Source organism: Pseudarthrobacter sp. 01T43 (assembly GCF_056398665.1).
Genome location: NZ_JBFTPV010000003.1, coordinates 333,174 through 352,747, shown reverse-complemented (window position 1 = coordinate 352,747; position 19,574 = coordinate 333,174). Strand labels below are relative to the sequence as shown.

Genomic DNA, 19,574 nt, shown 5'->3' with positions numbered 1-19,574 from the left:
CACCTGTAACGGCGCCGGCTGCGGGAGTGGGAGCGTGGCTCAGACCGCGGTGTAGCCGCCGTCGATCACGAGCTCCGAACCGGTGGTGAAGCGGGATTCGTCCGAAGCGAGGTAGAGGACGCCGTAGGCGATTTCTTCGGGTTCACCCTGCCGGGGCAATGGGTTCGAGCCAAGGAGCTGCTTGTAGTACTCCTCGGGGCCCACCACTGACTGTTCCGCGGAGCGGCGGCTCATGCGGGTGTTCATGGAACCGGGGTGGATGGAGTTGACCCTGATGCCGTGGACCCCGTAGGCGGCCGCATCCGATTTGCTCAGCAGCCGGACGGCGCCCTTCGTGGCGTGGTAAAGCGGGACAGTGCTGCCACCGGTGAGGCCGTGGATCGAGGAGAAGTTGATGATGCTGCCGGCGCCCTTGGCAATCATGCCGGGGACCACGTGCTTGGTCATCAGCCAGACGCCTTTGACGTTGACGTTGAAGATCGTGTCGAAGTCCGTGATGGAGGCGGTGTGCGAGGCCCCGGCCGGTCCGATGATTCCTGCCGCGTTGACCAGGATGTCCGGGGCGCCGATGTCCTCGGTGACGCGCTGGATTGCCTCGGCAACGCTGTCTTCGTCGGTGACGTCAACGTCGTACTCCCGAACGTTCCCGTGGACGGCCGAGGCGGGGGTCCCCGCCATATCCAGGCTCGCGACGGTTGCGCCGTGTTCGGCGAGCAGCGCCGCCGTGGCGCTGCCGAGATCCCCCCTGCCACCGGTGATGACCGCCGTCTTGCCAGCGACACGGCCGTGTGTGTTGTTCATGATCCGCTCCTTGTAACGCCGCAGCCTCGTTGCCGCGCCTTAGCTACGGTGACAGGTGAGGTGTGAGCGGAACCACAAGATTACCGATGAACGGTAATGGCGGGTTTTATTGGCTTTTGCGGACCGTTCCCTTGAGTTCGCCCCGCCAGCCCAGGGCGCGGGAAACCCCGCGTGCTCCGGCCATCAGCACTGGGACCCGGGCGGCCGTATGCTCCTCGGTCCGCGGCACGATCACGCTCAGGGCTGCCACGGTGGTGTTGTCAGGTCCGAAGACCGGCACGGCAATGCCGGTGGTCTCGGGAACGATGACCCCGGGCATGGCGGCGAAGCCCCGTTGCCGGATGTCGGCCAGATGGCGGCGCAGCACGGCCGGCTCGGTGAGTGTGGTGTCGGTGTACTTGGTCAGGGGTCTGGCAAGTATCACGTCCTGGTACGCGGCGGGGGAATGAGCCAGCAGAATCAACCCCGACGACGTTGCGTGCAGCGGGAGCCGGCCCGCGATCTTCGAAATGTCCACAACAGTGGAATGCGTCCCGATCCGCTCGATGTAGAGGACTTCGTCCGAATCCAGGATGCCCAGGGTGGTGGCGTGCTGGACCACGGACTGGACGTCCTCCATGAAAGGCAGCGCAGCCTCCCGCAGGCCCACCATCTTTGACCCGCGGGACACGAGTTCCCACATCCGGGTGCCGATATGGATGTCGCCGCCCGGTTCGCGTTCCAGGAGGCGTTCGAGGAGCAGTTCGTTCACAATCCTGTACGCGGTGGTGACCGGAAGCCCCGTCCGGCGGCCCAGTTCGGCCACGCTCATGGTCTGGTGGCTGTCATCGAAGGCGCTCACCACCCTGACGAACCGGGCGATCATCGACTCGCCGGATGCGGAATTTGCCACTGAACCTCCTCATGAGTTCCCGTTCAATGGTAATAGCGGTCGTGATGATTCGCCGCACCCGCTCTACTGGGGGCTAGTTTTCCACCCCGGCTGCCGCACCGACGCGTGCAGCCACTGAACGGAGCAAGAAGCATGAGTAAGAGCGTTGTGTGTGATGTCCTGGTGATCGGCTCTGGTGTGGCAGGGATGGCTGCGGCGTTGAAAGCCGCATCGCAGGGTTTGAGCGTGATCGTTGCCGAGAAGGACCAGTACTTTGGCGGCACCACGGCGATTTCCGCGGGCTGGGCCTGGGTCCCGGGCAACAAACAGGGAGTGGCCCAGGGAGACACCCGCGAGGAAGCGGAAACGTACCTGAAGAACCTCGCGCCGGAGACGTTCAACGAGGCCGGCGTCCGCAGCTTCCTGGACACCGTGCCCGAGGCCATCGACTTCTTCGAGAACGAGACCGACGTGAAGTTCACCTATCCGGAGAAAGCCCCGGACTACAAGATGGACCTCCCCGGGGCGAAGCTTTCCGGCCGGGCCATCCTGCCCCAGGACGTTGACGCGCGCGTACTCGGTGACAAGCGCCTCCTGATGCAGCCGTACATGAGCTCCTACACGGTTTTCGGCTACATGCCGCAGGTGGGCCCGGACATCAACGAGTTTTTCCACGTCAACCAGTCGGTCAAGTCCTTCGTTTATGTGGCGAAGAAGCTGCTGCGCACCTGGGCCGACGCCGCCCGGTACAAGCGACCTGTCCTGCGTTCCAACGGCAACGCCCTGATGACCCGCATGGTCAAGAGCGCCGACGATTTAGGTGTGCGGCTCTGGAACTCCTCACCCGCCCTTTCGCTGACCCGGGACGACGCCGGCACAGTGACCGGGGCGGTCATCGGTGGAGACCATGGCGCCACGGTTACGGCAAAGCTGGGCGTCATCCTCGCCGCCGGCGGATTCTCCGGGAACAAGGAACTGCGCAAGCAATACTTCCCGCACGATGCGCAGGGCGACGACCATTTCACCCCCACCCTGGGCCATGGCGGCGACGCCGCTAACCTGGCGATCAGCGCCGGCGGACACATCGACAACTCCGTGTTCAGCGTCGGTTCCTGGGCGCCGGTGACCGTCTTCAAGTACCTCAACGGCAAGGAGCGGCTCTTCCCGCACCTCCGCGCGATCGGGCTGCCGGGTCTGATCGCCGTGGACCGTCACGGCAAACGCTTCGGCAACGAAGCACTGAGTTACCACGACTTCGGCGGTGCGATGATCGGCCACAACCAGGACGAGGACAAAACGTTCGGTTATGTGATCGGGGACGCCAAGACCATGCACAAGTACGGCATTGGCTACGCCAAGCCCTGGCCCATGCCGCGCGGCTACTTCTACAAGACCGGCTACCTGGTCAAGGGGGCAACCCTGGAGGAACTTGCCGCCAAGCTCGGCATTGACGCAGAAGGCCTGAAGGCCACCGTGGCGGAGTTCAATCCGGCTGCCGAACGCGGCGAGGACCCGGCGTTCGGCCGGGGTTCCACGCTGTACAACCACTTCCGCGGCGACATGGACCACAAGCCCAACCCGAACCTGGCCACGGTGGGCAAAGGACCGTACTTTGCGGCCAAGCTCCAGATGGGCGATCTTGGCACCTTCGCCGGCATCGGTGTCAACGAATCCTCCGAGGTCAAGACCGAGGAGGGAACGGCAATTCCCGGCCTGATCGCCGTCGGGGCGGCCGCAGTCAGCGTGTTCGGCGGCGGCTACCCGGGCTATGGTTCCCACATTGGCCCGGCCCTCGTCTTCGGTTACCGGGCCGGGCGGGACATCGCCAAACTCGCGGCTGAGCGCGGCAAGCGTTCCGAACTGGTCTGACCGTGGGAGATCCAGGGTCCGCGGTGGTGACGGGTGGTGGTTCCGGGATCGGGGAAGCCATTGCCCTGAAGCTTGCGGATGCGGGTTATGCAGTCACCATCGGTGACATCGGCAGCGCAGGCTCGCAGGTTGCCGAGAAAATTGCCGCTAGTGGTGGAAGGGCCCAATTCGTCCACACGGATGTGACCGACGAAGACTCGGTGCGCAGTCTGATGGAAGGAGCGGCGCGTATGTTTGGCGGCTTGGACGTCCTGGTGGCCAACGCCGGCGTTCCCGAAGTCAAGGCTCCGCTCCACGAACTTGACCTGGCCAAGTGGCAACGTGTCATTGACGTCAACCTCACTGGCGTTGCCGTGTGCAACAAATGGGCTGTGGCCACCATCCTCGAAGGCCGGCGGGGGACCGCGGACCCGCGCCCAGCCTCCGTGATCAACATGGCGTCGATTCTGGCTCATGTGGGGCAGGCGAACAGCAACGCCTATTCCGCAGCGAAGGCAGCCGTCGCCAACTTCACCCGTTCGGCGGCACTGACGTACGCCCGGGAAGGTATCCGGTTTAACGCTGTCTCACCGGGCTACGTGGACACGCCGTTGCTGGCGCAACTGCCGGACGAGACACGATCCCAGATGGTTTCCCGGCAGCCCATCGGGCGGCTGCTTCGGGCCGAGGAGATCGCCAACGTGGTGCTGTTCCTCGCGGGGGAGGGCTCGTCGGCGCTGACCGGATCCATCATCAATGCCGACGGCGGATACACCGCTGCATAGTGGCGCCGGAAGCAGAAAGTTCGACGGCGGCACCCGGTTGAGTGCCGCCGCTCGTACTTCCCCGGAGACTCACCGGATTCCATTGATGTGCCCGGGCGGCGGTGGGAGGATGGGCGGAGTAGCAAAATGAGCCGAGACGACCCCCTGGACAGGGCCTAACGCAGGCGCTTTTCCGTAGATCGGACCTTCGACTCTTCTCGACCGCCCGGCACGGTTGCCGGACACGTGGGCATCGCCATCGCGGCGGGTCCAACGCCAAGGACGGCGCCATCCGTCGGTGGCGTGTGACCTCCATCGGAGGAACGAAGTGTCTGTACGCCAGCTGATGAACCACTTCTGTTGGGCGGTGGGGCAAGCATGACCCAGCAGCCTCTCAAGAAGCGCCGGCTCCGCGTTTCAGACGTCAACATCGTAAACCACCGGACCCTGAGAAAAGCGCTCGGCGGGACGATCGTGGGCAACACGATGGAATGGTACGACGTCGGGGTGTTCGGTTATCTGATCACCACCATGGGGCCGGTGTTCCTGCCCGAAGCAGACAAAGCCGTGCAGAACCTCTTCCTGCTGGGAACCTTCGGGGCAACGTTTATCGCCCGTCCGCTGGGTGGTGTCTTTTTCGGCTGGCTGGGCGACAAGATCGGCCGGCAGAAGGTTCTGGCCATGACCCTGATGATGATGGCGGCGGCCACCTTCGTCGTCGGACTTCTGCCGGGCTACGCGGTTCTGGGCATCTGGGCCGCCGTCCTCCTGGTGGTCACCAAACTGGTGCAGGGGTTCTCCACCGGCGGCGAGTATTCGGGCGCCACCACGTTCGTTTGTGAACATTCCCCGGACCGCCGCCGTGGCTTCTTCGCCAGCTTCCTGGACATGGGCAGCTATCTGGGCTTTGCCCTGGGGGCCGGCCTGGTGTCTGTCCTCCAGTTGACCCTGGGCCAGGACGGGATGGAGGCCTGGGGCTGGCGCATTCCGTTCTTGATCGCCGGGCCGCTCGGCATCATCGCGATTTACTTCCGGATGAAAATCGAGGAATCGCCCGCGTTCCAGGCAACCCTCGACGCAGAGGCACAGATCGCCAGGCATCCCGAAACCGGTGAGGTGCTCGGCCCCCTGGGACCGGTGGGTATTTTCAAGGCCTACTGGCAGCGGATAGTGCTGGCCATGATCCTCGTGGCCGCTGCCAATACGGTGGGTTACGCGCTGACGTCGTACATGCCCACGTATCTGACCACCGACAAGGGATACGACGAGATCCACGGAACCCTCCTGACCATCCCGGTCCTGGTGGTTATGTCGCTGTGCATCCCCCTGACCGGTCATCTCTCGGACCGCATTGGCCGGCGCCCCGTGCTGTGGATCGGTGCCCTCAGCACGGTGGTGCTGTCGCTGCCCGCGTTCATTCTGATCTCCGTCGGAACCGTCCCGGCCACTATCACCGGCCTTGCGCTGGTGGCCTTCCCCGTCACGTTCTACGTTGCCAATCTTGCCTCGGCGCTGCCGGCGCTCTTCCCCACGGCCCACCGCTACGGGGCCATGGGCATCGCCTACAACTTCGCCGTGGCCATTTTCGGCGGCACCACCCCGTTTATCATTGCGAGCCTGATCCAACTCACGGGCAATGACATGATGCCCGCCTACTACCTCATGGCCACCTCGGCAATCGCCGCCGTCACCATCTACTTCCTGCCCGAATCTGCCCAGAGGCACCTGCCCGGGTCGATGCCGAGCGTGGATTCGGACGAAGCTGCCCGCGAACTCGTGGCAACCCAGGACGATAACCCCATGCTGGACATGGCCACGCTGCCCTTCGGCGCCGGCTACGAGGCCGCCAGGGCGGCGCACCCGGGACCCGAACGTACGGCGGGGGAGCGGTGAGGCGGCTGCGCGAGCGGGCGGCCGCCGTCGCCCCTGTATCCTGACAACGTAGGTTCAAGGGCTCCAGCAGCCATCGACCAAGCGCGGTTCGCGGATCGTCAGCCGCCCATCGGCCCCCGAAATCCCGGAACGGATCCTTTATCAGTACTGACACGCCAGCTCCCGTGGACATCCCGACGCCGGCCCCCAAACCCCCGCGCACGGCTGCGTTAATTGAGCCCGCCGTCGTGACCTGGGTGGAGGCGGGCGGGAGCAGGACCGCTCGATGGCGTTCGGCGAACGGCAGGCCTGCGCCGACGCGCGTGGAAGTGGTCGACGACTCCCTCACGGCTGACGATGCGAACCGGATGGCATCACAGGGGATTGCGATGCTTTGGCACGGTGACTTCCACAACGCACGGCAGATCCTCAACGCACTGGACCGTCGGATAGGCGCCGGAAAGAAGAGCGCAGGAACTCCGGCCGATCAGTTCTATCGGCACCGCCAGTCCCGCTCGCACCGTGCCCGCATTCTCGGCCTGCTGCTGATTCCGCTTGATCCGGGCCCGGTGGTGCCGCTGCGCCGCGCACCGGATATCCGGGAGGCCGCCGCTGGAGCGTACGGTGACATCGGCGAATCTTCCGTGGTTTCCCTGCATGAGCTGGTGGGGGCCATTGGCGCCCACGAGTGGCGGCGGAATGGCGTCTATGTTGATGCCCTGCAGGGCCGCATCCACCCGCACTACGGCACGTTCTTCCCCACCCGGAGCGAGTATGTGGATCTCGTGGCCGCGGCCGCGCTGCCCTCTGAGACGCTGGCGTTCGACGTCGGAACCGGCACCGGAGTGCTCGCTGCCGTCCTCGCCCGCCGCGGAGTCCACCGGGTGGTGGCCACGGACAATGAACCGCGTGCCATCGCCTGCGCCGCGGAGAATTTCCGGAACCTCGGTGTCCAGGACCGGGCCGAGGCCGTCCTGACCGACATGTTCCCGCCCGGACGCGCACCGCTCATCGTGTGCAACCCGCCCTGGATTCCGGCCACGCCGCATTCCAGCCTGGACAGCGCCGTCTACGACCCCGGGAGCCGGATGCTGTTCCGCTTCCTGAACGAACTCCCCGAGCATCTGGAGCCGGGCGGAGAGGGCTGGCTTGTCCTCTCCGACCTCGCCGAGCACCTTGGCCTGCGGTCGCGTGAGGATCTGCTGACAGCCATCGAGGCGGCCGGGCTGAAGGTGATCGAACGGCTCGACACCAGGCCAACGCATCCGAAGGCATCGGACCGTGACGATCCGCTGTTCGAGGCGCGCACGGCCGAGGTCACGTCCCTGTGGCGGCTTGTTCCCCGTTAATGAGGTCCTGTGTCTGCGGCCCGGGGTTCAGTCGGTGGGAGGCTCCCGGGAGACGGTGACTTCGAGTTCGTAGTGGCCGTCATCGGTGTCGAAGTCGATGGGATAGACGCCCCGGATGGCGGCCCCGTCACGGGTGATGATTTGTTTGGCCGCGGTAACGGCAGCCGGCAGCATCGGGATCTGTACGGACGCCCGGTCCGCGGGGGAGAAGTCATCGAGCTCCACCAGTTCGAACTTCGCCTCCGAGGTGTAGGCGACGGTTGGCATCACGATGTCGCGGCGGGTGTCGTCGTCGAACTCGAGGTCGTCTGAGTTTGGGATGTGGGCGGCATTGACGCCGTTGACGTCGACGTTGATCTGGATGTCGTCGGAGCCTGACTCCGAACCCAGGAACCCGTCCGTTTCGTCGAAACAGATCAGCCGGGCATCCCCGCCGATAGCACGCCCGCCGCGTTCGGTGCCGTTCGAATACAGGTAGCAGGCATTGGTTTCAAGCAGCACGGTGAACGACCTGGCAGCGAACGGACGCGGGTCCGGCTCCTCACGACGCACCAGCACGTAGAGCCTGCCGTGGCGGCTGTGGTTGACCGTGACCACGATGGGGTCCGGGCCGTGGGAGCGTTTCTCGATGACTTCGAAACCGTTGCCGCCGTCAGCCCGGAGGACCACCAAACCGAACAGCTGGCCGTCGATGTCCTTGAGGGTCACGGTGGACGTGTAGCTGCCCACGCCGGGATAGGTGCGGTCCAGCCGGGCGGTGAACCAGACGCTGTCGAAGTCGTCCACGTCCGTGTCGGGATTGTCGTAGGAGTGCGGTGCGCCCACCCGCGCTTCGCCGGGGCACGGCCAGCTGCGCATCAGCGGGATGGCATCCTTCGGGCCGGTGCCGATGAAGCGGCGCGAGTAGAGGGAATAGTTGGCGCTGGTGACGTTGGGCCGCAGCCACACCCGGACGAAGAACGGGGCTTCGGCCAGGGCATAGCGGTACACGGCCGGGCTCTCGGCCGTGGGCGGCGAGGTGTCGCGGACGAAGGGTTGGTAGGGCTGGGACAGGTCGGCCTTGGTGTAGATGGCGTGGAAGACCTGGGTGGAGCCGTTGACCATCGCGAACCCGTAGCCCCCTGGATCGTCGATGCGGTACCAGTGCATTTCGCCGTCGTGCAGTGTCGAGGTGGACCGGTTCTCCGGGTGGTCGATGCTGAACGCCAGCTTCTCCGCGGTGTTGGCGGTGTTGAACTGCCTCGCCTCGTGCAGGTCGATCGACAGTGGCAGATGGTCGCTGGTGTACATCGTCGGGCTGGTGGGCGAGATCTGGGCGACGTCGTGGGCGATGTTGATGTGCTGGGCGACCATCCGGCCGGGATAGGGCTTGGGGCGCAGCACGTAATCGAGGCGCTGGGCGTGCGTTGTGATTCCGGGGTCGCAGTTGTCCGGCAGCGGCGTGGTGCCGAGCAGCGGGCGGCCCGGGCACTGCTCGAACGTCCATGCGTCCTGCAGGACCTTGGTCAGCATGGTGGACGGCGTGCCGAGCAGGGACGTCCACTCCGGCCGCAGCCCGTTGGCGTCGGCCATGCCCTGGACGTTGAAGTCGCCGCAGAACAGGATCTCCTTGCGGGCGGTGTTGCCCTCGAGGCAGCTGTCGAGGAGCGCCATCGCGGTGGTGAACTGGGATTTACGGGTGGCTTTGTTCTTGCCGATGTCGTCGAGGGGGTCGGCCTGGGTGTGGCTGATCATGATGTTGAACAGCGATTCGTCCGGCAGGACGAGCTGTGCATACACGACGCCTTTGGCCGCATTCTTGTCGCCTCCGACGGCGTCCTCGTAGGGGACGAAGGCGACGTTGGGGATGGTGGTGCCGGCGGTTATCCCGGCGAGCTGGGCCAACGCGTCCGGAATGCGGATGCCCTTGAAGGGGAACTTGCTGAACAGCATCAGGCCGCTGTCTTCCCACCGTGATGACAACAGCGAGACGCCGCCGAGGAGGCCGAGCGCGATTCCCCACAGGGCCCCGCCGATGGCGAACACGGACCCGGCGGCGACCAGGAGGGCGCCGACCCCGCGGTCGTCGGCGTCGGCTTTGAGGACGTAGTTGGGGTAGGCCGTGCCGAGCCGGTGTTCGAGGATCTCGCGGCCGTCCTCATCGAAGACCTCATTGAAGCACAGCACATCCCACGGCTCCGTGGCGGCGAGGATCCGGTCGGCGATGGCGTTCGCACGTTTCTCGACGCTGGTGACCGGCGTCAGCGAGCCCTGCGCGCCGACCTCCATGCCCCAGGACCGCATCTGCACGTTGTAGGTGAGCACCCGCAGTCGTCTCGTCACCACACCACCATCCCCAGGGGCCGCCGGATGTCGAGGTCAGCGAGGTACACCTGCGTGGTGACCTGGCTGAGTGCGTCGTTGATGGTCACCAGGCGGCGGGCGGCGGCGTCGAGCCCGACGATGGTCGCGTCATGGATCTGCACCGCCGCAGGCGCGGTCAACCTGTTGGGCGGGGTCGCGGCGGTGAGGGCGCCGGTCGCGGCGTGATGCCGGCTGACCCGCTTCGCGCCGATCGCGCCGACCAGGATTGCCGAGTTGGAGTCGTCGGAGGCGAGGGCCACCGGCGCATCAACGGTCACGGTGGACCAGCCGGCACCCGCCATGGAGGCGATATGGACCACCCGTGAGCACTGCCAGTCGGCGATCCACAACTCGTCATTGATGTCCACCGCCAGCCCGGTGGGTTGGCGGAACTTGCCGACTGCCGGATCGGCTGGCGTGGGCGTCCCGCCGGTGCCGAAGGAGACCCATCCGGAGCCGTCGATGCCGTCAATGCGCACCACCCGCCGGTTGCCGGTATCCGCGATGTAGATCCGTGATTTGCTGTCCACCGCGACGCCGGCGGGCTGGTTGAGCTGGCCAGCACCTGAGCCGTAGGCGCCGAAGGTGCGCCATCCGCTGCCGGACGCGTCGTCGATCGATACCACCCGGTGGTTGCCGCTGTCGGCGATCAGAAATCCGGTGCCGGCCCGCACGATCGCGCGTGGGGTCTGAAACTCGCGGGTGCCCGGCCCCGGGACGCCGAGCCAATTCGGCGCCGCGGACGTGTAGTCGTCAAGGTAGGCCAGCTGATCACGGCCGGCGTCGGTGATGAGCACCTCCGGCATGGCGGAAGCTTACCGCTGGCGGGCCGGCGGGATCAATGGCGAATTGGTGAGGTGAAGGTACTCGTCAGGAGTACGACGGCGGCACCCGGGCTGGGTGCCGCGCCTCCCCTTAGGTGTACATGAGGGATCCGGGGGTGGTGAGCTTTTCGCCGGTCTCGAGCCAGGTCTTCAGGCCGGAGAGGATCATGGGCCAGCCGCCGTAGAGCTGTTCGTTGGCGCCTTCGCGGAGCTGGTCGTGGGTGACGGTGAGGTGGCAGGAGTCGCCCACGGGTTCGATCTCCCAGGTGATGCGGGAGGTGCCTTCGGCCTTGACGTCCTCGCCCCAGAGCGCGGTCATGGTCTGGACGAGCTTGCGCGGCGGGTCAACTTCGACGTTTTCGCCTTCGCCCAGCAGCGCCCCGGCTTTGGGGTTGCCCATTTCGAACCGTCCCCCCGGGGTCCAGTCGGAGGTGATGGAGTTGCCGAACTGGTATTTGCTGCGGATTTCGCTGTCCGTGATGGCTTCCCAGAGCCGTTCCGGGGTGGTCTTGATGTAGATTTCGAAGATCTTTTCCATGGGACTTTCCAATCTGGTTTTGAGGTCGCTGAGGCCAGCGGCCCATGGTTCGGCGTACTTGCTCACCCAGCGGTCGTGGATCAGCCGGATGGGCACCGGATTCAGGAAGTGGAGTTTCTCGCGGCCCCGACGGCGGGTGACCACCAGGCCGGCATCCTCCAGCAGCTTGAGGTGCTTCATGACCCCGTAGCGGGTCATCTCGAAGCGGGCCTCGAGTGCATGGAGGGTCTGCCCGTCCTCCCGGAAGAGTTCATCGAGCAGGTCCCGGCGGGTGGGGTCGGCGAGGGCCTTGAATACGGCGTCCACAGTTCAAGAATAGGTGACCAATTGGTCACATGTCTAGGGGTGTTCGAAGCCAATCGTGCCCAGTCTCTGGCCGCCTGCGCCGGACCGGCGTAGGGTCTGGAACCATGACCGAACAGCAACCCTACGAGCTGGTCCACAGCTACCCGCACTTCGAGTTGCGGCGCTATCCCGCGCATGTTGTCGCCGAGGTGCATGTCAAGGCGACCTTTGACCGCGCCGGCAACGCTGCCTTCCGGAGCCTGTTCAACTACATCAGCGGCAGCAATACGGGCGGGCAGAAATTGGCGATGACCGCCCCCGTCATCCAGGACAGCGGATCCTCAGAAAAACTGGCGATGACCGCGCCGGTGGTTCAGAGTGGTCCGCTGCCGGGCAGCGATGCGCCCGCTGACTTTGTGGTCGCCTTTGTGCTCCCCGCGGGATTGACGGCGGAAACAGCTCCGGTTCCGACCAACCCCGACGTCGGCATCCGGCCCGTTCCGGGTTCGCTTGCCGCCGTTGTCCGCTTCTCGGGCAGCGGTACCGGAGCGGCCTTTGCGCACCGCAATACGGGACTGCAGGCTGCCCTGACGCTCGCCGGGCTGACCACCGTGGGCCCGCCACGGTTTGCCCGCTTTGATCCGCCGTTCAAGCCGTGGTTCCTGCGGCACAACGAGGTCATCCAGGACGTGCAGGAACCCTCCATCGCCCCGGAAGCGCCCGGCACTACGCCGGCCTAGGTCACCGCAAAGCTTAGGTTGAACGGATGGACTATCAGTTCCGCCAGGCCACTCCCGAGGACGCCCGGGCCGTGGTGCTCTTTCACACGCTGGCTCATGAGGAGAGCTACGGGCACTTGCTCTCCMCGGAGTTCTTCCGCGGCCGAAGGGCGAGCATCCCCGAACGCGTGGAACGGCGTCGTCCCCACCTCGCAGTTGCCCACCCGCGGATCATTGCCGTGGACGGCGACAACCGCATTGTGGGACTGGCGGACGCCGGCCCGGGCCGGGACGACCCTGAGCCCGAGCAGCTGGAACTGTATTCGATCTTTACCCTCCGGCACACCTACGGAACGGGACTGGGCGCGGCACTGTTGAGTGCCGCCGTCGGCGATTCACCCGCCTATCTGTGGGTGCTCCGGGACAATCCCCGGGCGCAGGCGTTTTACCTCAAGCATGGCTTCCGCCCCGATGGGGCGAAGGGCCTGCTGCCGCCGGAGTGGGAAGAGTTGCCCCAGCTCAGGATGGTCCGGCCAGTCCACAGCCTGCGCTAGGCGGGGCCGCCGTCGATGGTCAGGATGGTTCCGTTGGTGTAGCCGGACCGGGGGGAGGCGAGGAACGCTACGGCGCTGGCGATTTCCCCCGGGGTGGCAGCCCGTCCGTAGGGCAGCGCCGCGTTGAGTTCCGCCCACCGGTCCCCGTCACCGAATTCCGCCTGGGCTTTGTTCCGGAGCATCGTTTCGTTCCGGGGCGTGGAGACCGGCCCTGGATTGATGCCAACCACCCGCATGTGGTCCACGGCGGCTGACTTTCCGAGGGCGCGGGTGAAGGCCATGAGTGCGGCGTTGCCCGCGGCGCCGGCGATGTAGCCCGGGTTGAAGGACTCGCCGCCGGCGCCGATGACGTTCACGATCACGCCCTGCCGCTCCTTGAGGTTCGCGTACAGGGTTCGGGTCAGGTTGATGTAGCCGAAGACCTTGAGGTCCCAGGCGTCCCGCCATTGCCGGTCCTCAATCTGGTGAAGGGTCCCGGGCGGAATGGCGCCGGCATTGTTCACCAGCACGTCGATGCCCGCCACGCTGGAGGCCACACGTTCCACTTCCTCAGTCGAGGACAGGTCCGCAGCCACCACGTTGACTGAGGCGCCGTGCTGGGAGCGGATGCTATCGGCGAGGTCGTTCAGGCGCTGGGCGTCGCGGCTGACCAGGACAAGGTTGCAGCCTTCCTCCGCCAGTACCAGTGCCGTTTCGCGGCCGATGCCCTGCGAGGCGCCGGTGATCAGGACGGTCTTTCCCTGCAGGTGTAGATCCATCGTGAGGGGTCAGCGCCAGCCGAGCTGGGGCGCCACATATTTCAGGATCGACTCGATGACGTGGGCGTTGTAGTCGACGCCGAGCTGGTTCGGGACCGTGAGCAGCAGGGTGTCGGCCGTGGCGATCGCCTCGTCCTCGGCCAGCTTCGCGGCCAGTTCGTCCGGGGCGCCCGCGTACGAGCGGCCAAAGACCGCGCGCGTTTTCTCGTCGATGTTGCCCACCTGGTCGGAGCTGTTGCGGTCGCGGCCGAAGTATTGCCAGTCGCGCTCGTCCGTCAGTGCGAAGATGCTGCGGCTGACCGAGACGCGCGGCTCCCGCTCGTGCCCCGCCTCCTTCCAGGCCTGCCGGTAGAGCTCGATCTGCTCGGCCTGCTGGACGTGGAACGGCTTGCCGCTCTCGTCATCCTTAAGTGTGGAGCTCTGCAGGTTCATGCCGAGCTTCGCCGCCCAGATGGCCGTGGCGTTCGAGCCGGAACCCCACCAGATGCGCTCGCGCAGGCCCTCCGAGTGCGGCTCCACGCGCAACAGGCCCGGAGGGTTCGGGAACATCGGGCGGGGGCTCGGCGCCGCGAAGCCCTCACCGGTGAGTACCTCGAGCAGACGCTCGGTGTGCCTGCGGCCCATATCGGCGTCGGACTCTCCCTCGGCCGGGACGTAGCCGAAGTGGCGCCACCCGTCGATGACCTGCTCGGGTGAACCCCTGCTGATGCCCAGCTGCAGCCGGCCGCCCGAGATCAGATCGGCCGCGCCGGCATCCTCCGCCATGTAGAGCGGGTTCTCGTAGCGCATGTCGATCACGCCGGTACCGATCTCAATGCGGCTTGTCCGGGCCCCGATCGCAGCGAGCAGCGGGAACGGGGAGGCGTATTGCTGCGCGAAGTGGTGGACGCGGAAGTAGGCACCGTCCGCCCCCAGCTCCTCGGCCGCGACGGCGAGGTCGATCGCCTGCAACAGTGCGTCCGCCGCGGTCCGCGTGCCGGACTCCGGGTGGTCGGTCCAATGGCCGAAGGACAGAAATCCGATGTTCTTCACACCGGAAACTGTAGTACTAGTCGCATTCAGGCTGAAGCGAGGCAATGATCTTCCGGCTCACCGACGCTAGGGCATCCTGTTCGGCGCGCGTGAGCTGATCGAAGAAGTGGGCGCGGACGAACTCCAAATGACCCGGTGCCGCGTGCTGGATGGCGTTCCGGCCGTCCACGGTAATCTCCACGTCCAGGCCGCGGGCATCGGAGGAGCAGTTCTTTCTCACCAGCAGGCCCCTCGCTTCCATCCGCTTGAGCAGGTGGGACAGGCGGCTGCGGTCCCAGCCGAGGGACCTGCCCAGATCGCGGGCACGAACCACGCCGTCTGCGTGCTCAGAGAGTGGGACCAGGACAGCAAACTCGGCCCCGGAGAGCTGCGAATCCCGCACGAGCTGGCGGTCCATGGCGGCCACCATTTGCTGGGAAGCCTCAAGGAATCCGCGCCAGACTCCGGTCTCGCGCTCATCCAGCCATTGCGTCTGCTCCGTCACAACTTCACTCCCGTTAGTTGGTCATATTGCTGAGTTTCCAGAAAAGCTCGCGGCCGCGAGGCCACCCCGTTCGAGGAGTGTCGTCGCGGCCGCGAGTTGAGCTTGGCAGCAGTGCCGGAATGTCTTAGCGGATAGTAGCAAAGCCCCTGGACCACGAGACCACCTGGTCAACCATCGGGGCCAGGGTGCCGGCGTTCTGCTCGGTCGGCTTGAACTCGGAGAAGTTCTCGAAGTCGTTGAACAGGGAGAACATTACCTGGTTGCGCACGTGGGCAACCTGGAGTTCGGAAAGGATCTCGCGCAAGTGCTCGACGGCGCGGGCACCGCCTGCGGAGCCGTAGGATACGAAGCCCGCGGCCTTGTTGTTGAACTCTGCGTTCAGGTACGACAACGCGTTGGTGAGCACCGGGCCTGCGGTGTGGTTGTACTCGTGCACGACGAAAATGAAGCCGTCGAACTCGCTGACCTTGGCCGACCAGGCCTTGGTGGCTGGGTTCTGGTAGTTCTGGTAAGCGGCGGGGTAGGCCTCGTCCAGCAGGGGGAGGCTGAAGTCGGCAATGTCCACAAGCTCGACGTCCGCATCCGTGCGCTCCGCAACCTGGGCCAGAACCCACTCGGCGACGGACTTGTTCACGCTGCCCGGCCGGCTGGCGCCTGTGATGATGGCGATCTTGGGCAGGGCCTTCTCGGCCAGGGGATCGGCGGCCGGGGCAACCTCGGGGGCAGCTCCGGCGGGAACCTGGGTGGCAGCGGCACTCACGCGCGGGGCTACCGACGCAGCGGAGTGACCGGGCTTGGACTTGCGGGAAAAAATCTTGAACCAGGACATGGCGCCTCACCGTTCAGAATGGTTGATGTTTCAATCATTCTAGGTGGTTTTTTGATGATGTGTCAACAAAAGTCCGCCGCCGGTACATGATGGCGGCCACCACGAGTCCCAGCACAAACCAGATGAGTCCCGCCGCCAGGGCGATGGGTGTGGCGGACGCCAGCACCACCACCAGCAGGACTGCCCCGACGCCGGGAACTGCTCCGTGCAGGAACCAGTTGCCGGGACCGGCGCCCAGCTTCTTGACCAGGAAGTAGCCGATCACTGAGGCGTGCAGCAGGATGAAGGCCGTCAGGGCCCCGACGTTGACGGCCGAGCTGAGGATGTCCAGGCCGTCGGCGCGGGTGGCCGCCCAAACCGCCACGATGATGTTTCCGGACGCGGTGAGCAGGATGCTGCGCACCGGCACGCCCGTCCGCACCGAAACTTTCGCCAGCGCACCGGGCAGCCGGCGCTCGCGGGCCATGTCCATGATGATGCGGCTGCCCGCCCCTTGCCCCACCATCGCGGCGAAGGCGGCGCCGGCCGCCTTGGACAGGGCCAGCAGCCAGTGCAGCCACGGCCCGATGCTGGTCCCCACCGCGTTGTAGTAGGCAGCGCCTTCGAGTTCGGGGTTGGCCGCCAGCTCGGCCGGGGTGGTGGGGGACAGCAAGGCACCGACGTAGCTTTGCGCGACGAACAGGACGCCGGCGATGGCCAGGCACAGCATCGTGGCACGGCCCACCATCCGGACGCTGCCCTTGGCCTCCTCGGCGAAGGTGGCCAGGGCGTCGAAGCCCAGGAATGACAGGACGGCCACGGAGACGGCCGCCAGGACCGCAGTGGTTGAAAAGCCGCCAACCCCCGTGAAGGGGCTCAGCCAGGGCCGCGTGGGCCCGTGGGCCGCCAGCACCCAGGCTCCGCACACCAGCACCACCAACAGAACCAGCACCTCCAGCAGGACGACGCCGGTGATCACCTTGGAGGCGAGCTGCACCCCCGCGAGGTTGAGGGCCGTGGTGGCCAGGACCGCGGCCGCCACGAAGGCCCAGACGGGGATGGCCGGGAACAGCGAATTCAGGGCGATCCCCGTGAACATGTAGGCGACGGAGGGAATGAGGATGTAGTCCAGCAGGATCATCCAGCCGGACACGTAGCCGGCCCGCGGGCCGATGCCCGTTCCCGCGTAGGCAAAGACGGAACCGGCGCGCGGCACTTCCCGGGACATGCGCATGTAGCTGAGCGCGGTGAACGCCATGACCAGCGTGGCGATGACGTACACCGTTGCCACCGCGCCCGACGATTTCGCATCCAGGGTGCCAAAGATCCCCACCGCGGCGGCGGGCCCGATGAAGACGAGGCCGAAGAAGATGAGCTGGCCCAGCGTGATGCTGCGCCGCAGTGTTCCGGTGACCGGGGCCGATGCCTGCACGTCCATGGGGATCATTCTTCACCTCACTGGCGCACAGCGCACGGAAACCCCGTTGCCTGCTGGTGGCATCATGGTCCCATGAGCGAAAAAGAAGACCCCACGCTGCGTTCCATTGAGCTGACCCGGACGGCAACGGCCCGGTACCTGGTGCGCAATGCTGCGGGGGCAGAAATTGAATTTGGCCACGGCGCGGGGCTGCTGAGCCCGGTGGAGCTGCTGCTGGCGGCAATCGCCGGATGTTCGGCCATCGACGTGGACACGGTGACGGCACGGAGCGCCGAACCCACGGCCTTCCAGGTCTCGGCGACCGGCCACAAAGTGGTGGAGGAGGGTGCCAACCGGGTGGACGGGCTGCACCTGTCCTTCAACCTGGCCTTTCCCGATACTTCCGAGGGGCAGAAGGCCGCCGGCATGGTGGAACGGCTGGTGGACCTCTCCCACGAGAAGTACTGCACCGTGTCACGGACAGTGGAGCGCGGAACTGCAGTCACCAGCGAGGTCCACGTCGCCGTCGGTGACCCCGGGACCTCATCTCACTCCTGACACACCAGCTCCCGCGGGAATCCCGACGCCGGCCCTCAAACTTTCGCGCGGAGCTGCGGCGGGTGCCGCCGGCAGTCCGGGGAAATAGCTTGCGTGCCGCACCCCACTTTCGTCGCCAGCTACTTTTGTCCGCGCCTTCGGCCTGTTTTGGGCGTTCCCAGCGTCGTCCCGCTTTATGATGCTGATGTTCGCATCATCTCTTACATTGTTGTTCGAGGCCCGGAGGAGTCCGTTCGTTGATGAGGCACAGCCTATGGCACACGCGCGGGAGCACGGCTGCTGCCGCGATGCGGATCGTGCTGGCCTTGTTGTGCGTCGTTGCGCTCATCTCCGGGTGCGACGGAATTGCCGGATCCCGTGCCTCCGGACACCGACTTCCAGGAACGCTGGCGGGAAAGACCGTAGAGGTTGCACCGCTGCCGCTGTCGGATGTGCCGAGTCTCCCGGTCACGGTGCCGGGCGGGTATCCGATGTCGTTGACAGCCCTTGTCGGGGCGCGTCAGGTGAAGGCGTCCTGGACGTACGTGGACGGGCTGCCGGGGTTGAACACGCAGCTGGATTCCTGGCTACTGGGTATCTTGGATGCTGCAGCCGCCCCTGTGGGCGGGCGCTACCGTCCCGCGATGGCACTGAGCGCTGCCCGGCGTTCGGGTTCGGCCATCACCGTATCGGCCGAACCCGTACAGGCCAATGGAACGGTGATTGTGGTCCGCGAAAAGGTGGCGGATACCGGGACGAACGGCACCGGCGCCGTCAGTTCTGCCACCGTCTACGCCGATACGGTTTCCGGAGAGGTGCACGGTGCTGCCGAGCTCCTGAGGCCTGAGGCTGTGGCCACCATCCGGTCCCGGGTCACAAGTGTGCCCACGGCCATAGCCGGGCCTTCATTGCAGGCGCCGGCCTTGACCGACATGGTCCTTGGCCCTGCGGGGGAGCTCCAGGTCACCGCTGAACGGCCAGCAGCGCCCGGCCGGTCCGGGATGGAGGAGACAACGGTCATCGATGCCCGCGACACCGAAGGCATGCTAAGCGATTTCGGCCGAAGGGTACTGGGCCAGCTAAGTGCTCCAGTCGTGTCGCCGCCAGCCACTGCACCGGCGCTGAGGCATGTCAACTGCGACCTCGTCCCGTGCGCTGCCCTGACCTATGACGACGGCCCGAACCCCAAGACGACACCGCAGCTGCTGGGCCTCTTGAAAGAGAAGAACGCCCAGGYGACGTTCTTTATGACCGGGTCCAGTACCGCTGCCAGCCCGGCAACCGCCAGGCAAGTCGCCGATGCCGGTGAGGCCATCGGCAACCACACCTACAGCCATCCATACCTCACCAAGCTGTCTCCGGCCGCGGTCCGAAACGAACTGGACCGGACCGACTCCGCCATCCAGGCGGCCACAGGCTCGTCCCCGTCGTTGATGCGCCCGCCCTACGGGGCGGCCAACGCTGCTGTGCAGGCGGCCGTTGGCAAGCCGCTCATCCTATGGGCCGTCGACTCCCTGGACTGGCAAAGCAAGAATCCGGCCGTATTCGTGCCAAAAATACTCAAGGAAATCACGCCCGGCGCTGTGGTACTCATGCACGACGTCGACCCGACGACGATCGCCGGACAGCCAGAACTGATCAACAGCCTGCAAACGCAGGGCTACCGGCTTGTGACGGTGCCGCAACTCTTCGAAGGAACACCGCTAGTTTCGGGGCACGTCTACCGGTCACGGCCTGAACGTAATAGCCGCACGCCGTGATCGTGCTGCT

Annotated in this window: 18 protein-coding genes; 8 read left to right on the top strand and 10 right to left on the bottom strand. The window is 65.8% G+C overall.

Going from position 1 to position 19,574, the window contains the following annotated elements; translation table 11 throughout:
- Positions 1 to 39: 39 nt before the first annotated feature.
- Both AC1DIM_RS05080 and AC1DIM_RS05075 read right to left on the bottom strand, forming a co-directional pair.
- Positions 40 to 801, bottom strand: coding sequence for an SDR family NAD(P)-dependent oxidoreductase (locus tag AC1DIM_RS05080; protein ID WP_477709403.1), 762 nt, complete (start codon positions 799 to 801; stop codon positions 40 to 42).
- 106 nt (positions 802 to 907) lie between these two features.
- The gene (locus AC1DIM_RS05075) at positions 908 to 1,693 is read right to left on the bottom strand and encodes an IclR family transcriptional regulator (protein WP_477709402.1); all 786 of its coding nucleotides are present in this window, start codon (positions 1,691 to 1,693) and stop codon (positions 908 to 910) included.
- Positions 1,694 to 1,825: 132 nt separating this feature from the next.
- On the opposite strand from AC1DIM_RS05075, the gene chcC2 reads away from it, so the two are divergent.
- The 4 genes from chcC2 to AC1DIM_RS05055 all read left to right on the top strand — a co-directional run bounded on the left by chcC2 (position 1,826) and on the right by AC1DIM_RS05055 (position 7,505).
- Positions 1,826 to 3,541, top strand: a complete 1,716-nt coding sequence (gene chcC2, locus AC1DIM_RS05070) for a 4-oxocyclohex-2-ene-1-carboxylate 5-dehydrogenase (RefSeq protein ID WP_477709401.1) — start codon at positions 1,826 to 1,828, stop codon at positions 3,539 to 3,541.
- Positions 3,542 to 3,543: 2 nt separating this feature from the next.
- Positions 3,544 to 4,305: a cis-4-hydroxycyclohexanecarboxylate dehydrogenase gene (gene chcB2 / locus AC1DIM_RS05065; protein WP_477709400.1), complete on the top strand. Its 762-nt coding sequence runs from the start codon at positions 3,544 to 3,546 to the stop codon at positions 4,303 to 4,305.
- 357 nt (positions 4,306 to 4,662) lie between these two features.
- Complete coding sequence (locus AC1DIM_RS05060) at positions 4,663 to 6,177, top strand: MFS transporter (RefSeq protein WP_477709399.1); 1,515 nt, start codon at positions 4,663 to 4,665, stop codon at positions 6,175 to 6,177.
- Between the two features lie 227 nt (positions 6,178 to 6,404).
- Positions 6,405 to 7,505: a methyltransferase gene (locus tag AC1DIM_RS05055; RefSeq protein WP_477709537.1), complete on the top strand. Its 1,101-nt coding sequence runs from the start codon at positions 6,405 to 6,407 to the stop codon at positions 7,503 to 7,505.
- A 27-nt stretch (positions 7,506 to 7,532) separates the two neighbouring features.
- On the opposite strand, the gene AC1DIM_RS05050 is transcribed toward AC1DIM_RS05055, so the two are convergent.
- The 3 genes from AC1DIM_RS05050 to AC1DIM_RS05040 form a co-directional block, all read right to left on the bottom strand.
- Complete coding sequence (locus tag AC1DIM_RS05050) at positions 7,533 to 9,827, bottom strand: endonuclease/exonuclease/phosphatase family protein (protein WP_477709398.1); 2,295 nt, start codon at positions 9,825 to 9,827, stop codon at positions 7,533 to 7,535.
- Positions 9,824 to 10,654 (bottom strand): NHL repeat-containing protein, encoded by an 831-nt coding sequence (locus AC1DIM_RS05045; protein ID WP_477709397.1) that lies wholly within the window; start codon positions 10,652 to 10,654, stop codon positions 9,824 to 9,826. Before AC1DIM_RS05045 ends, AC1DIM_RS05050 begins: the two co-directional genes overlap by 4 nt.
- Before the next feature lie 109 nt (positions 10,655 to 10,763).
- Entirely contained in the window at positions 10,764 to 11,516 is a 753-nt protein-coding gene (locus AC1DIM_RS05040; protein ID WP_477709396.1) for an ArsR/SmtB family transcription factor, read from the bottom strand.
- 104 nt (positions 11,517 to 11,620) lie between these two features.
- Between AC1DIM_RS05040 and AC1DIM_RS05035 the strand changes: the two genes are divergently transcribed.
- Together AC1DIM_RS05035 and AC1DIM_RS05030 are read left to right on the top strand one after the other, a co-directional pair.
- Positions 11,621 to 12,235, top strand: a complete 615-nt coding sequence (locus tag AC1DIM_RS05035; protein ID WP_477709395.1) for an SOUL family heme-binding protein — start codon at positions 11,621 to 11,623, stop codon at positions 12,233 to 12,235.
- A 26-nt stretch (positions 12,236 to 12,261) separates the two neighbouring features.
- Complete coding sequence (locus tag AC1DIM_RS05030) at positions 12,262 to 12,768, top strand: N-acetyltransferase family protein (RefSeq protein ID WP_477709394.1); 507 nt, start codon at positions 12,262 to 12,264, stop codon at positions 12,766 to 12,768.
- On the opposite strand, the gene AC1DIM_RS05025 is transcribed toward AC1DIM_RS05030, so the two are convergent.
- From AC1DIM_RS05025 to AC1DIM_RS05005, 5 genes are all read right to left on the bottom strand, one after another.
- The gene (locus tag AC1DIM_RS05025) at positions 12,765 to 13,526 is read right to left on the bottom strand and encodes a short-chain dehydrogenase/reductase (protein ID WP_477709393.1); all 762 of its coding nucleotides are present in this window, start codon (positions 13,524 to 13,526) and stop codon (positions 12,765 to 12,767) included. The two genes, AC1DIM_RS05030 and AC1DIM_RS05025, sit on opposite strands and share 4 nt — an antisense overlap.
- Positions 13,527 to 13,535: 9 nt before the next feature.
- Positions 13,536 to 14,558 carry an LLM class flavin-dependent oxidoreductase gene (locus tag AC1DIM_RS05020; RefSeq protein ID WP_477709392.1) on the bottom strand — a complete coding sequence of 341 codons (1,023 nt, stop codon included), beginning with the start codon at positions 14,556 to 14,558 and terminating at the stop codon, positions 13,536 to 13,538.
- A gap of 16 nt (positions 14,559 to 14,574) precedes the next feature.
- Entirely contained in the window at positions 14,575 to 15,042 is a 468-nt protein-coding gene (locus AC1DIM_RS05015) for a MarR family winged helix-turn-helix transcriptional regulator (protein WP_477709391.1), read from the bottom strand.
- A 124-nt stretch (positions 15,043 to 15,166) separates the two neighbouring features.
- The gene (locus AC1DIM_RS05010) at positions 15,167 to 15,871 is read right to left on the bottom strand and encodes an NADPH-dependent FMN reductase (RefSeq protein WP_477709390.1); all 705 of its coding nucleotides are present in this window, start codon (positions 15,869 to 15,871) and stop codon (positions 15,167 to 15,169) included.
- A 34-nt stretch (positions 15,872 to 15,905) separates the two neighbouring features.
- Complete coding sequence (locus AC1DIM_RS05005) at positions 15,906 to 17,288, bottom strand: APC family permease (RefSeq protein WP_477709389.1); 1,383 nt, start codon at positions 17,286 to 17,288, stop codon at positions 15,906 to 15,908.
- 72 nt (positions 17,289 to 17,360) lie between these two features.
- On the opposite strand from AC1DIM_RS05005, the gene AC1DIM_RS05000 reads away from it, so the two are divergent.
- Together AC1DIM_RS05000 and AC1DIM_RS04995 are read left to right on the top strand one after the other, a co-directional pair.
- The gene (locus AC1DIM_RS05000; RefSeq protein WP_477709388.1) at positions 17,361 to 17,825 is read left to right on the top strand and encodes an OsmC family protein; all 465 of its coding nucleotides are present in this window, start codon (positions 17,361 to 17,363) and stop codon (positions 17,823 to 17,825) included.
- Positions 17,826 to 18,064: 239 nt separating this feature from the next.
- Positions 18,065 to 19,564 (top strand): polysaccharide deacetylase family protein, encoded by a 1,500-nt coding sequence (locus tag AC1DIM_RS04995; RefSeq protein WP_477709387.1) that lies wholly within the window; start codon positions 18,065 to 18,067, stop codon positions 19,562 to 19,564.
- Positions 19,565 to 19,574: the final 10 nt, after the last annotated feature.